General features: G+C 30.2%; 14 protein-coding genes. 4 read left to right on the top strand and 10 right to left on the bottom strand.

The genetic code is table 11. From position 1 onward, the window contains the following. On the top strand, positions 1-528 hold the full coding sequence (mog, locus tag L8W40_RS03810) for a molybdopterin adenylyltransferase (protein WP_263664703.1): 528 nt from the start codon (positions 1-3) through the stop codon (positions 526-528). A gap of 12 nt (positions 529-540) precedes the next feature. Here mog and L8W40_RS03805 read toward each other — a convergent pair whose 3' ends face one another. The 10 genes from L8W40_RS03805 to L8W40_RS03760 are packed head-to-tail and all read right to left on the bottom strand — an operon-like array spanning position 541 to position 8,245. Then, a complete protein-coding gene (locus tag L8W40_RS03805) occupies positions 541-915 on the bottom strand; it encodes a rhodanese-like domain-containing protein (RefSeq protein ID WP_263664702.1) in 375 nt (124 codons plus the stop codon). 2 nt (positions 916-917) lie between these two features. Continuing rightward, positions 918-1,253 carry a rhodanese-like domain-containing protein gene (locus L8W40_RS03800; RefSeq protein WP_263664701.1) on the bottom strand — a complete coding sequence of 112 codons (336 nt, stop codon included), beginning with the start codon at positions 1,251-1,253 and terminating at the stop codon, positions 918-920. Next, entirely contained in the window at positions 1,250-3,079 is a 1,830-nt protein-coding gene (gene htpG, locus L8W40_RS03795) for a molecular chaperone HtpG (protein ID WP_263664700.1), read from the bottom strand. The genes L8W40_RS03800 and htpG overlap by 4 nt, the downstream gene beginning before the upstream one ends. Positions 3,080-3,090: 11 nt before the next feature. Further along, the gene (gene crcB, locus L8W40_RS03790) at positions 3,091-3,459 is read right to left on the bottom strand and encodes a fluoride efflux transporter CrcB (protein ID WP_220566236.1); all 369 of its coding nucleotides are present in this window, start codon (positions 3,457-3,459) and stop codon (positions 3,091-3,093) included. Then, a complete protein-coding gene (locus L8W40_RS03785; protein WP_263660309.1) occupies positions 3,456-4,145 on the bottom strand; it encodes a lysophospholipid acyltransferase family protein in 690 nt (229 codons plus the stop codon). The genes crcB and L8W40_RS03785 overlap by 4 nt, the downstream gene beginning before the upstream one ends. Then, the gene (locus L8W40_RS03780; protein WP_263664699.1) at positions 4,123-5,328 is read right to left on the bottom strand and encodes a hypothetical protein; all 1,206 of its coding nucleotides are present in this window, start codon (positions 5,326-5,328) and stop codon (positions 4,123-4,125) included. The genes L8W40_RS03785 and L8W40_RS03780 overlap by 23 nt, the downstream gene beginning before the upstream one ends. Further along, complete coding sequence (gene purQ / locus L8W40_RS03775; protein WP_133318939.1) at positions 5,322-5,972, bottom strand: phosphoribosylformylglycinamidine synthase subunit PurQ; 651 nt, start codon at positions 5,970-5,972, stop codon at positions 5,322-5,324. Before purQ ends, L8W40_RS03780 begins: the two co-directional genes overlap by 7 nt. Next, a complete protein-coding gene (gene purS, locus L8W40_RS03770) occupies positions 5,969-6,205 on the bottom strand; it encodes a phosphoribosylformylglycinamidine synthase subunit PurS (protein ID WP_220566240.1) in 237 nt (78 codons plus the stop codon). The genes purQ and purS overlap by 4 nt, the downstream gene beginning before the upstream one ends. Positions 6,206-6,213: 8 nt before the next feature. Next, a complete protein-coding gene (gene purC / locus L8W40_RS03765; RefSeq protein ID WP_263664713.1) occupies positions 6,214-6,921 on the bottom strand; it encodes a phosphoribosylaminoimidazolesuccinocarboxamide synthase in 708 nt (235 codons plus the stop codon). A 7-nt stretch (positions 6,922-6,928) separates the two neighbouring features. Further along, on the bottom strand, positions 6,929-8,245 hold the full coding sequence (locus L8W40_RS03760) for a S41 family peptidase (RefSeq protein ID WP_318529479.1): 1,317 nt from the start codon (positions 8,243-8,245) through the stop codon (positions 6,929-6,931). A gap of 206 nt (positions 8,246-8,451) precedes the next feature. Here L8W40_RS03760 and L8W40_RS03755 point away from each other — a divergent pair, with 206 nt between their 5' ends. The 3 genes from L8W40_RS03755 to L8W40_RS03745 all read left to right on the top strand — a co-directional run bounded on the left by L8W40_RS03755 (position 8,452) and on the right by L8W40_RS03745 (position 14,042). After that, a complete protein-coding gene (locus L8W40_RS03755) occupies positions 8,452-11,025 on the top strand; it encodes an ATP-dependent Clp protease ATP-binding subunit (protein WP_263664698.1) in 2,574 nt (857 codons plus the stop codon). Positions 11,026-11,184: 159 nt separating this feature from the next. Beyond that, complete coding sequence (locus L8W40_RS03750; protein ID WP_263664697.1) at positions 11,185-12,324, top strand: hydrogenase small subunit; 1,140 nt, start codon at positions 11,185-11,187, stop codon at positions 12,322-12,324. 2 nt (positions 12,325-12,326) lie between these two features. Beyond that, positions 12,327-14,042 (top strand): nickel-dependent hydrogenase large subunit, encoded by a 1,716-nt coding sequence (locus L8W40_RS03745; RefSeq protein WP_263664696.1) that lies wholly within the window; start codon positions 12,327-12,329, stop codon positions 14,040-14,042. Positions 14,043-14,055: the final 13 nt, after the last annotated feature.

Raw genomic sequence — 14,055 nt, 5'->3', positions numbered from 1 at the left:
ATGGTAAAAATAGGAATTTTAGTACTTTCAGATAGAGCAAGTAACGGAGTTTATGAAGATAAATCCGGAGTAGAGATAGAAAAAATTTTAGATTCTTATATAAAAAATGAAAAAAGTTTTTATTATGAGCTAATTCCTGATGAGTATGATTTAATTATAGAAAAATTAGCTTATTTAGCTGATGAAGTAAAATGTGATTTGATTTTTACTACAGGAGGTACAGGGCCTGCTTTGCGTGATGTGACACCAGAAGCAACGCAAGCGGTGTGTGATAAAATGCTTCCAGGTTTTGGGGAGTTAATGCGTGCAAAAAGCTTAGAATATGTGCCAACGGCTATACTTTCAAGACAAAGCGCGGGTATAAAAGGAAAATCATTAATTATTAACTTACCGGGTAATCCAAAAGCTATAAGAGAATGTATTGAGCCTATATTTCCTGCTATTCCTTATTGTGTGGATTTAATAGGTGGAGCTTATATTGAAAATAATGAAGAGGTAATTTCTGTATTTAGACCAAAGAAAAAATAAGTCTAACTAGACTTACTTTGAGGTTTTATAACCTTGCGATAAAAGTGCGTTCATACCACCTTTTAAATTAGTAACTTCTATGCCATTTTGATCTAATAAAGCAGAAGCTTTAGCACTTCTTGAGCCGCTTCTACAAACTATAGCGATAGGTTTGTTACTTGAAATCTTTTTAATTTCCTCAACGAAATTTTCATTTACACTGCCATCTTCATTGTAAAAGCTAATTTTAATGGCATTTTTTATTGTGCCAGTTTGTGCCCATTCGCTAGGTTTTCTAACATCAATTACTTGATAATTTTCCAAAATATCCGCATTAATATCTATATTTTTCACTTCTGCTAAAACAAAACTAGCACAAAGTGCTAAAGATAAAAATATTTTTTTCATAATCAACCTTCTTTTTTTGTAGCTTTATAACCTTGTGATAAAAGCGCTACCATGCCACCATCTAGATTAGTGCATTCTATACCTAGAGTATCTTCTATCATCATAGTAGTATGTTTGCTTCTTGAGCCTGTAGCGCACACAAAGGCTATGTTTTTATTTTGATAATCTACTTTTTCTTTAAACTCTTGGATAAAGTTTTCATTCATAAAGCCATTATCATCGCAAAGTGCGATGAGTAAAGCTTCTTTTATAACCCCGCTTTTCCATTCGCTTGGGGTTCTTACATCTATAATGCAAAATTCGTGCAAAATATCTTTAGAAATAGCTATATTTTTCATTTTTCTAAAGCCTTGGAAACGATTTTACTTAAAGCATTGTTAAATTCGCTAGGGTTGTCTATACCCATACCTTCACTAAGCTTAGCCATATTTAAAAGAATATGTGCCATTTCATTAGCTAAAGTATCATTTTCTTTTAAGGCTTTTAAAATTTCATGATTAGGATTGATTTCAAGTATAGGTTTAACTTGCTGTTCTTGCCCCATTTGTTTAAGAATTTGTTGCATAGCAAAATCAGGTTTATTTTGATCATAAACAATACAACTTGGACTATTTGAAAGTCTTTGGCTAAGTTTTACCTCTTCAACTTCATCTTTTAAAACTTCTTTTATTTTGATGAGTAAGCTTGCAAATTCAGTCTTTTGTTCTTCGCTAGTTTCTTCACTAGCTAGATGGTTAATAGCGCTAAATTTTAAACCTTCAAATTCATTCATCATAGGCATAACTATGGTATCAATTTCCTCATCAAGCAATAAAACATTGATATTTTTTTGTTTATAGCTTTCAAGTAATGGAGAATTTCTTAAAAGTTTTTCATTTTTTCCGCTAATATAAAAAATTTCATTTTGACCTTCAGCTAGGTTTTGTTTATACTCTTCAAGATCAATTAATTCTTCTTTGTTTGAGTTTTTAAAGTATAAAAGCTTAGCTATAGCGTCTTTATTTTCGCCAAAACCATATAAACCCTCTTTTAAAACTTTTCCAAAATTTTCATGGAATTTAAGATAATTTTCTTTATCTTTCTCTTTGAATTTTTTAAGTTCAGCTAGGATTTTTTTAACACTTGCTTCTTGAACGCTTTTTAAGATTTTATTTTCTTGTAAGATTTCACGACTAACATTAAGCGGTAAATCTTCTACATCAATAATCCCACGCACAAATCTTAGATAAGTTGGTAATAATTCTTTATCATCATCACTTATAAAAACTCTTTTAACATAAAGTTTTAAACCACTTTTATAATCTACTCTATAAAGATCAAATGGAGCTTGCGCAGGTATAAAGAATAAAGAATTGTACTCTATAGAACCTTCGGCTTTTGTGTGGATATAAAGCATAGGTTTGTTTGAATCATGGAAGTTTTGTTCATAAAATCTTTCATAATCCTCAGCTTTTAAACTTGCTTTATTTTGTCTCCATAAGGCACTTGCTGTATTAATTTGAGTGTTTTTTAATTCTTTTTTAGGTTCTTTTTCGCCTTCTTCTAGTGGTAAATATTCTTCTTTTTCCATGAAAATAGGAAATTGTATATGATTTGAATATTTTTCTACTATGCTTTCAATGCGGTATGAGTTTAAAAACTCTTCATCTTTTAAATGCAAGGTTATGCAAGTGCCTTGTTCATCTTTATTTGCATCTTCTATTTCATAGCCACTAGCATCAGAAGTCCAAAGATAAGCTTTATCATCTAATGCTTTTTTGCTTAAAACTTCTATTTTGGAAGCTACCATAAAAGCAGAGTAAAAACCTACACCAAATTGTCCTATAAGTTGAGAGTCTTTTTTGGCATCACCACTTAAGTTCTCTAAAAAGCTTTTTGTGCCACTTTTAGCAATGGTTCCAAGATGATTGATTAAATCGTCTTTATTCATACCTATACCATTATCACTTATAGTTAAGGTTTTTGCTTCTTGATTGAAATTAATTTGAATTTTTGGCTCAAATTTTAAATTTTTATAAGCATCATCACTCACGCTTAAATAACTAAGTTTATCAAGTGCATCACTTGCATTAGAAATAAGCTCTCTTAAAAAAATTTCTTTGTTAGAATACAAAGAATGAATCATAAGTTGTAAAAGTTGATTAACTTCAGTTTGAAATTGCATTTATATCTCCTTTATTTAAAAATTAAAAAACCAATCCATACTGCCAAAAGACAAAGGATAACATTTAAAATAATATTTATAAAAAAGTGAAAATAATCACCATTTTGCAAAAATAACAAATTTTCATAAGAAAAAGTTGAAAAAGTTGTAAAGGCACCCAAAAAACCAGTGCTAATTAAATTTTTAGTAAAAATATGCACACCTTTAGAATTTACATAAGAAAAAAATAAACCTATTAAAAATGATCCTATTATATTGACCATTAATGTCCCATAAGGAAAGTTATGAGGAATGATTTTATTAAAAAAGTTGCTAGTAAGCATTCTGGATATGGCCCCTAAAAAGCCTCCAAAACCTACAGCTAAAATCGTACCAATCAAGCTTGTGACCTTTCGCTATCTAAGATTGTTTGCATTTTTTCTCTAGTTTGCTCAAGCCAATCATCTTTACTTGTATCAACAAGATCCAGAAATACCACTTTTAAAACACCACTATTTGCGCTAAAATTTTGGGTATCTAAAATTTTAGCTGAATCAACAATTACCACAGGCTGGACTTTTAACTTAAGCTTTTCACTTAAAATTTTAGCTCCGACTTTAAATTTTAAAAGTTTTTGTGTTTTAGATCTTGTGCCTTCTGGAAAAATGGCTAAAATTCTATCCTCGTTTAATCTTTCTTTGGCTTCTTTTAAAAGCTTTACTAGGCCTTTTGGACTTCTATCTATACAAATAATTTTTGGTTTTTTAATCAAAGTTTTAAAAACAGGGAGTTCGCCTAGTTCTTTTTTAGCTATCCAAGATATATTTTTTGGGCATAAATCTTCCAAAATAACTATATCTAGCAAGCTTTGATGATTGATTAAAAGCAAATTAGCTTGAGGGTGTATAGAACCTTGGGTTTGAATTTTATAGTTTATTACATATTTTTGCAGTTTTGACCATACTTTTCTGATTTTCCAAATTTTTTCTTGCGATTGCAATAATAAAAAGGCAATACATAAAAATATAATAGATAAAATAAATTCTACCCAAAATATTAAAGCTTTAAATCTTTGATAAATCTTCACTTTTCACCCAGCCTATTTTTCCATTATTAAATAAAATTTTTCTGTATTCATCTCTTGAATCTAACACTTCTACTTCTTGTTTGTATTTCCCAGAATAAAAATGAGTTGAGTTTAGAGTTGGTAAAATTTGTACTTTACTTTCAGCTTTTAATATAGCTTTATATATGTTATTTTGAGCTAAAAAACTTGCTATTAGAGCCAAAATTGCCAAACCTAAAGCCGTATAGCTTTTTTTAAATACAAACCATAAAGCGAAAATACCACACAAGCTCCATAAAAAAACTTGTTTGTAAAAATTAAAATCATTAGTTTTTGGATTTAAATCACTTTGTGTACTTATGCTATCTTCTTTAAGTTCTATTTTTAAGGAAAAATCTTTTAATTCTTTAGAATTTAAATTAAAGTAAGAAAAATCAAAACGCGTTTTACTTTTATCTAAAATAGCATAATAAAATCCACTTTGTTTTTCAAAATCGCCTTTAATAGCCTCTACACCTTGTTTTTGAATATCTTTTATGTTAAAACTTGCTAGATTTGTGTTTTCACCTGCAAGTTCTATAAATAAAATTATACTATCATTATCAAAACTACTCGCTTTTACTTGTTTAACTTCCAAATTGCTTGCAACTATATGTGAGTATTTATTAGAAGGAGCATCGATTTTTTTAAGTTTAATGGGCTTTATAATTAATGATGAGCTTTGAAAAATATGATCATTTCTGCTTAATGAAACGATGATTTTGTTTAAACTAGCATTTAAACTTTTAGCTTCAAACCATAATTTTGTATGATATGAATTAGCCTTTTGTTCCCAAATAGGATTAGGATTTATCCAAAGCATATCATCACTTTTTTCAAAACTCACATTTAAATCAAAACTCACATTAGTTGTGGTAATAACCTCAAGATCTATAGTAAAAGCCTCATCTATATAGGCTTCATCGGTGTATTCTTTTGCGTTTAATACTAAAGAACCTTGAGGGATGAAATTTTCATCATCGATTTTACTTTCATAATTACTCTCATCACTTGGAGCGATGGTTTGATAAATTTGCTTAGCTTGATCATCTAATTGATTGTAATTTTTTTCTAAAGTGTTATAATCTTCAAAAACACTATTTTCTTGAGCATATAAGTTAAAAGTTAGTAAAAAAAGACAAAAAAATTTGAAGATTTTTAGCAATTTAAAAATCCTTCAAACATTTTAAGTCCTACTTTTGATCCAAGAATATCATCGCACATTCTTTCAGGATGTGGCATTAATCCAAAGACTTTTTTATTTTCATCGCAAATTCCTGCTATATCGTTTAAAGAGCCATTTGGATTGTTGATATATCTTAGTAAGATCATATCTTTATCTTCTAGCATTTTAATACCATCTTCGCTATTAAAATAATTTCCTTCTCCATGAGCAATAGGTAATTCTATGATATCATTTTTTTGAAAATTTTTCAAAAAAGCATTATTATTTGATACTACTTGCAATGCTTGCATCTTAGAAATAAAACTTAAACTATTGTTATGTTTCATAGCTCCTTTTAAAAGTCCAAGTTCTAATAAAATTTGAAAGCCGTTACATATGCCTAGAACATATCCACCTTTTTGAACATGCTCTTTAAGTGTTTTTATAGCAGGAGCAAGTTTTGCAATAGCAGCACATCTTAAATAATCTCCATAAGAAAAACCTCCAGGTAATACGATTAAATCTGCACTAAAATCTTGTCTTTCATGCCAAATGATTTCAGTTTTTACCCCTAATTTTTCAAAGGCATAAGCTGTATCAAACTCACAATTAGTTCCAGGAAAACGAATAATAGCTACTTTCATAATATTATCTCATAATCTTCTATCACAGTATTTGCAAGTAATTCTTTACACATTAAATCAACTTGTTTAAAAACTTCTTCTTTATCATCACAAGCTATATCAAAACTAATTTGTTTTGAGGTTTTAACATTTGCAATATTATTAAAATCCAAAGAATGCAAAGCCTTTTCTATGGCTTTGCCTTGAGGATCTAAAACCCCATTTTTAAGTGTGATATTTATAGTTACTTTCATTATTTTTCCTAACTTAAAATTCTTTTTAAGACTTCTTCGTAAGCCATTTTTACATTACCTAAGTCTTGTCTAAAGCGATCTTTGTCTAATTTTTCATTAGTTTTACTATCCCAAAATCTACAGCTATCAGGACTAATTTCATCAGCTAAGATCATATTTCCATCATTATCAATACCAAATTCTAATTTAAAGTCAATCAATCTTAGGCCTTTAGATTCAAAGAATTTTACTAGAATAGAATTGATATGTCTTGCGGTATTTTTGATTAATTCTAAATCTTTTTCACTTTTCACTAGATTTAAAATCAAACAATGCTCATCATTGATAATAGGATCACCTAAATCATCATTTTTATAACAAAACTCAACTACAGCAAAAGGTAAAATCGTGCCTTCTTTAATGCCTAATCTTTTCGTTAAAGATCCTGTAGCTACATTTCTAGTAATAACTTCGATGGGTATAATATTACATTTTTTAACAATTTGTTCTTTTTCACTGATGGTTTCTACTAGATGGGTTTTAATGCCTTCTTTTTCTAAGAGATGAAAAATTTCAGTACTAATTTTACAATTTAATGCACCTTTTCCTGCTTCATTACCCTTTTTTTCTGCATTAAAAGCTGTTAAATCATCTTTGAATTCTGTGATGAGCAAATTCTCATCATCAGTTTTAAACATTTTTTTACCTTTTCCTTCATATAAAAGATCTAATTTCATAGCCATTTTACTCTCCTTTTGTAATGTTTAAAATTTTAATCGCATCTATTGCGGTTTTTAGTTGTATGTCATTATTAATTTGTTCTTTTGTAATGATATTTTTATCTTCTTTGTTGTCTTTTTTCTTTTCTTGATGTCCGATTTTATCTAGTTCAGCTTGTAAGTGTTTTTTAAGATCACTTTCTTTGATCTCAAAGCCGTGATTTTCTTCTTTACTTACTTTTCCTGGAAATACTTCTATATCAGGATTAACTCCAACAGCTTGTATAGTTCTACCACTTGGTAAATAATATTTTGCTATAGTAAGTCTCAAGCCTTCTTTACCTTTTTCATCCATAGGTAATATAAGTTGCACACTACCTTTTCCAAAGGTTTTTTCTCCTATGATAATAGCGCGTTTAAAATCCTGCAAAGCCCCACTTACAATCTCGCTCGCACTTGCACTGCCACCATTTACAAGCACTACTAAAGGTGCATTGGTGATTTTTTTACTAGGATTTGCTTTAAATTCTACATTCTCGCTTTCAATTTTACCTTTTTGTGAAACGATTACTCCTTTATCTACAAAAAGATTTACTAAACCAACTGCTTGATTTAAAATACCGCCTGGATTGGTTCTAAGATCTAGTATAATTCCTTTTGTATTAGAATGTTTTTTGATTGCTTTACTAGCTTCATCTACAACATTTTTATCAAAATTAGTCACTCTTAAATAAAGTAAATTTTCATTTTCAATTAATTTTGTATAAACACTATCTACTTTTATGATATCTCTTTTTAAATTTACATCAAATGGCTTTGCATCGCCTTTTCTATAAATAGTTAGAGTAACCTTTGTTTTGGGCTCTCCACGCATTTTAGAAACAGCTTCATTTAAAGTCATACCTAAAGTCGATTCATTATTGATTCTTAAGATAATATCATCAGTTTTAATACCTGCTTTATCCGCTGGACTTCCTTCTATAGGAGCTACAACACTAATTGCTCCATCTTTTTGGGTAATAGTAAAGCCAAGTCCACCAAATTCCCCATTAGTTTGTTCTTTAAGTTCTTTATAACCTTTTTCATCTAAGAAGGAAGAGTGGGCATCTAAATTTGTAAGCAAACCTGCTATGGATTTATCAACCAAATCTGTATAATTAACATCATCAACATAATATTGTTCTATGATAGACATAGTTCTTGTAAGTTTAGATAAAGCTTCTATTTTTTTTTCTGCTTCGCTAGGAGCGGGATTTTTAGCTTGCAAGTTAGTAAAAATAAAAGAAGCGGTTATTAAACTACAAATGCTAGCTGCGATAATAAGATTTCTTTTTGTCTTCAAAGGAAAAACTCCAAAATAAATATGAATTCATAAAATAATTATCTAATTTTAGTTATTTTTGCTTAAAAAATCGTAAATAAAGTAAATATTTTTATGATATTAGTGTATATATATAAAAAATTATTTATAAATATAACTAAATAAACTTGACAATAATAGACTAAAGTTATATAATACACTTCATATAAAAGTAAAAAGGAGTAAAAATGGCAAATATACAAGATTTTTTAACAGATTCTATGCTTTCAAATATAGAAAGTGCAATTTCTTTGGCCATTCATTCTAAGAATAGTGAAATAAAACCTTTGCATTTATTATGGGCTTTAAGTGTTGATAGCTCTAGTTTGCTTAATCAAGTTTTTAATAAATTAAATGTTTCTAAAGAGGCATTTGAGTTAGAAGTAAAAAGTAAAATTTCATCTTTTCCTACTAGCTCAAATGTAAATAAAGACAATATTAAATTTTCAAATGAATTTATTAATTCTTTAGAAAAAGCAAAAGGCTTGGCTTTAGAAAATAAAGATAGTTATTTAGCTGTGGATATGTGGCTTGTTTCAGAAAGTGCTAGCGGGGTTATTAAAGAACTTTTGTCTAAATTTGTAGATTTAAATGAGTTTAAAAAAGAATTGGAATTTATTAGAGCAGGAGCTAAAATAGAAACCAAAACAAGTGATGAAACACTTGATTCTTTGTCTAAATTTGGTATTGATTTGACTATGAAAGCTAAAAACAATGAGCTTGATCCTGTTATAGGTAGGGAAGAAGAAATTCAAAGATTAATGCAAATTTTAATCAGAAAAACTAAAAATAATCCTATTTTATTAGGTGAGCCAGGGGTGGGAAAAACTGCTGTGGTGGAAGCTTTAGCACAAAGGATAGTAAAAAAAGATGTTCCTACTTCGTTGCAAAATAAAAAAGTTATAGCTTTAGATATGAGTGCTTTAATAGCAGGGGCAAAATACAGAGGTGAATTTGAAGATAGATTAAAAGCAGTTGTAAATGAAGTAATAAAACATAAGAATGTAATTTTATTTATAGATGAAATTCACACCATTGTAGGTGCAGGTGCAAATGAAGGGAGCATGGATGCAGCAAATATTTTAAAACCTGCTTTAGCAAGAGGTGAACTCCATACTATAGGTGCTACAACCTTAAAAGAATATAGAAAATATTTTGAAAAAGATGCAGCTTTACAAAGAAGATTTCAGCCTGTAAATGTAGCCGAACCTAGTGTAAATGAAGCTTTGGCTATGCTTAGAGGTATAAAAGAAAAATTAGAAATTCATCATAATGTAACTATCAATGATAGTGCTTTAGTGGCAGCTGCAAAGCTATCTAAGCGTTATATAGCTAATAGATTTTTACCTGATAAAGCGATTGATTTAATTGATGAGGCTGCAGCGGAATTAAAAATGCAAATAGAAAGTGAGCCAAATTCTTTAAGAAAGGTTAGAAAGCAAATTGAAAGTTTGGAAGTAGAAAATGAAGCTTTAAAAATGGAAGAAAATGAAGCTAATGAAAAAAGATTGGAAGAGATTAAAAAAGAATTAGCAAATTTAAAAGAAGAGCAAATCAAACTTAATGCTAAATTTGAAAATGAAAAAGCAGTATTTAATGGCATAAGTGCAAAGAAAAAAGAAATCGATACTTTAAAAAATGAAGCTATTTTGGCTAAAAATAAAGGAGATTTCCAAAAGGCTGCTGAAATAGAATATGGCAAAATTTTAGAGTGTGAAAAAGAGGTTTTAAATTTAGAAGAAAAATGGAAACAAATGACCCAAGAAGGAGTTTTGCTTAAAAATCAAGTAGATGAGGATTTAGTAGCTGGTATTTTAAGTAAATGGACAGGCATTAGTGTGCAAAAAATGCTCACTTCTGAAAAACAAAAATATTTACATATTCAAGAGTATTTACAAGAAAGCGTCATAGGGCAAGATGAGGCTTTGAGTGCTTTAGCTAAAGCTATTAAGCGTAACAAAGCAGGGTTAAATCAAGCAACTAAGCCTATAGGAAGCTTTTTATTTTTAGGGCCAACTGGAGTAGGTAAAACAGAAAGTGCGAAGGCTTTGGCTAAATTTTTATTTGATGATGAAAAAGCTATGGTGCGTTTTGATATGAGTGAATTTATGGAAAAACACAGTGTATCAAGACTTTTAGGTGCACCTCCAGGATATATAGGGCATGAAGAAGGTGGGGAATTAACTGAAGCTGTTAGAAGAAAGCCTTATAGTGTGATTTTATTTGATGAAGTAGAAAAAGCCCATAAAGATGTATTTAATATACTTTTGGGAATTTTAGATGATGGTAGGGCTACAGATAGTAAAGGCGTAACGATTGATTTTACTAATACTATCATTATCTTAACTTCTAATATAGGTGCAAATTTTATTATGGAGTTAAAGGGCGAAGAAAAAGAAAAAGCTATTAAAGAAGCTCTTAGAAACTTTTTTAGACCGGAGTTTTTAAATCGTTTAGATGATATTATCACTTTTAACCCTTTGGGAGAAAGTGAAGCTAAAAAAATAGTTAAATTACTTTTTAATACCTTGCAAAAAAGTCTTGAAAATAGGGGTATTAAAGCAAGCTTGAGTGATAATGCTGCTAGTTTAATAGCAAAAGTTGGTTTTGATGTGGATTTTGGTGCAAGACCATTAAAAAGAGCTTTGTATGATATGGTAGAAGATAAATTAAGTGATATGATATTATCTGATCAATTACATGAAAACGATGAGATTGTTATAGATTCTAAAGATGATGAAATCATCATTGTTAAACAATAAGCAAGTGTAATACTTGCTTATTTAGAGTAAAATTATCTTAATAATACTAAATTGTAAATACTTCGTATATTTGATTAAAAAATTATCATTTTTTATCTATTCTTAACAATAAATATTTTAAAATCTTTAATGATATTTCTATAATTTAAGGAACAACAAATGAGTGATTTAGATATTTTTAATCGCCGTTTAGACGCATTAGAAAAACTTCCTCTTTTGAAAAATGAGATTTCTATCTCTAAAGCCTTAGAGCAATCAGGTTTTTCAAGAAGAGATTTTATGAAATGGGCTAGTGCTATGACTGCATTTTTAGCATTACCTGCTAGCTTTACTCCAGTAGTTGCAAGAGCTGCTGAGCTTAGTGATAGACTTCCAGTGATTTGGCTTCATATGGCTGAATGTACAGGATGTTCTGAAAGTTTGTTAAGAAGTGATGCTCCTACTATTGATAGTTTGATTTTTGATCATATTTCTTTAGAATATCATGAAACTATAATGGGTGCTGCAGGTTGGCAAGCTGAACATAATCTTGAAGCTGCTATGGAAAAATACAAAGGTAGATATATCTTAATGGTAGAAGGTGGTATACCAACAGGTGCTACAGAAAACTTTTTAACTATAGGACCACATGGAAAAACAGGAAGACAATTAGCAGAACAAGCCTGTAATGATGCTTTAGCTATTTTTGCTATAGGTACTTGTTCAGCTTTTGGTGGTATCCAAGCTGCTAGACCTAATCCAAGTAATGCTGTAAGCTTAAGTAAAGTAACAAATAAAACAGTTATCAATGTACCAGGTTGTCCTCCAAGTGAAAAAAATATTATAGGTAATGTGATTCATTACATATTGTATCAAACATTGCCAGCACTTGATGTCTACAATAGACCAAAATGGGCTTATGGGTTAAGAATTCATGATCTTTGTGAAAGAAGAGGACGCTTTGATGCGGGTGAATTTGTGCAACAATTTGGTGATGAGGGAGCAAAAAAAGGATATTGTCTTTATAAAGTAGGTTGTAAAGGCCCTTATACTTTTAATAATTGCTCAAGAGAGAGATTTAATCAACATACTTCATGGCCAATCCAAGCAGGACATGGTTGTATAGGCTGTTCTGAACCTGATTTTTGGGATACTATGGGACCTTTTGAAGAAGTGATAGCAGGAAGATTATTTGATACTGTTTATGGCTTGGGTGCTGATAGCATTTCAGATAAAATTGGTATAGGTGTGCTTTGTGTAACAGGCGTAGCTGTTGCTGCGCATGCTGTAATTGCTTCATTAGAAAAAAATAAGGATTAAAAATGTCAAAAAGAATTATTATAGATCCACTTACTAGAATAGAAGGACATTTAAGAGTTGAAGTAGTGGTTGATGAAAATAATGTCATTAAAGAAGCATATTCAGGATCGACTTTATGGAGAGGGATTGAAACTATTGTAAAAGGTCGTGATCCAAGAGATGCAGGCTTTTTAACTCAAAGAATTTGTGGTGTTTGTACTTTTTCACATTATAGAGCAGGGATTATCGCAGTAGAAAATGCTTTAGGTATTACTCCGCCACTAAATGCAGTTTTAACTAGAACTTTAATGAATGCAGCTTTATACATGCATGATCATCCTGTACATTTTTATCAACTTCATGGTCTTGATTTTGTTGATGTTGTAAGTGCTTTAAGTGCTGATGTAAAAAAAGCAAGTGATGAAGCATTTAAATATACTGATATGCCTTATGCAACAGGTGCAGATAAGCTTTTAGAAGTTCAGCAAAGACTAAAAATCTTTGTAGATAAAGGAAATCTTGGACCATTTGCAAATGCTTATTATGGACACGCAACTTATCGCTTTACTCCTGAGCAAAACCTTATTGCACTTTCGCATTATTTAGAATGTTTAAGAATTCAAAGAACAATAGCTCAAGCTATGGCGATTTTTGGTGCTAAAAATCCTCATCCACAAAGTTTAACAGTAGGTGGTGTAACTTGTGTTATGGATCTTTTAAACCCATCAAGAATGGCTGAATATATGACTAAATTCCAAGAAGTAGCTGATTTTATTAATCGTGCTTATTATCCGGATTTAATCATGGCAGCTAAAGCTTACTCTAAAGAAGCAAGTGTATTAAATGATGTAGGGGTAAATAACTTCTATACTGAGAGAGAATTCCAAATTTCAAGTGATGAATGGTTGTTTGAAGGTGGTATTATTAGAAATGGTGATTTGAGTAAGGTTGAAGAAGTAGATGAAGCTAAAATCACTGAAGAGGCTACAAGATCATGGTATGCAGACAATGAAGCTTTACATCCTTATGATGGTAAAACTAATCCAAACTATACAGGCTTAATTGATGGTGAAAGCATTGATGATAAAGGTAATATGGTTCATAGTAAGGTATTTGATATTAAAGGCAAATATAGCTGGATTAAAGCTCCAAGATATGAAAATTCGCCTATGCAAGTTGGGCCATTAGCAAATATTTTAGTAAATTATGCTAAGGGTAATAAAATTGTAGTAGAAGCAGTTGATTCATTCTTAAAATCTACGAATTTACCAGTTCAAGCACTTATGAGCACTTTAGGAAGAACAGGCGCTAGAGCAATTGAAGCTAAAATTATTGCTGATCATGGCTTGAAAGCATTTAATTCTTTGGTTGAAAATTTAAAAACAGATGAAAGCACTTGTACTACTTATGTAATTGATAAAAACAAAGAATACAAAGGTAGATTTATGGGAAGTGCACCTCGTGGTGCGTTAAGCCATTGGTGTAGGATTAAAAATGGTGTAATTGAAAATTGGCAAGCAGTAGTTCCTTCTACTTGGAATGCAAGTCCAAAAGATGCAAATGGAGTAGGTGGTAGCTATGAACAATGTCTTATTGGTATGAAACTAGCTGATGTTAAACAGCCTTTAGAAGTAATAAGAGCTATTCATTCTTATGATCCTTGTATAGCATGTGCTGTGCATGTAATGGATACTAAAGGTAATAATCTTAGCGAGTATAAAGTTAATGTAAATTTATAAGGAAAGGACTTTA

Source organism: Campylobacter sp. IFREMER_LSEM_CL1846 (assembly GCF_025772105.1).
In the GTDB taxonomy this organism is placed as follows: Bacteria; Campylobacterota; Campylobacteria; order Campylobacterales; family Campylobacteraceae; genus Campylobacter_D; species Campylobacter_D lari_D.
The sequence above is the reverse complement of the archived record's forward strand: the minus strand, read 5'-3'. Positions and strand labels throughout refer to the sequence as shown.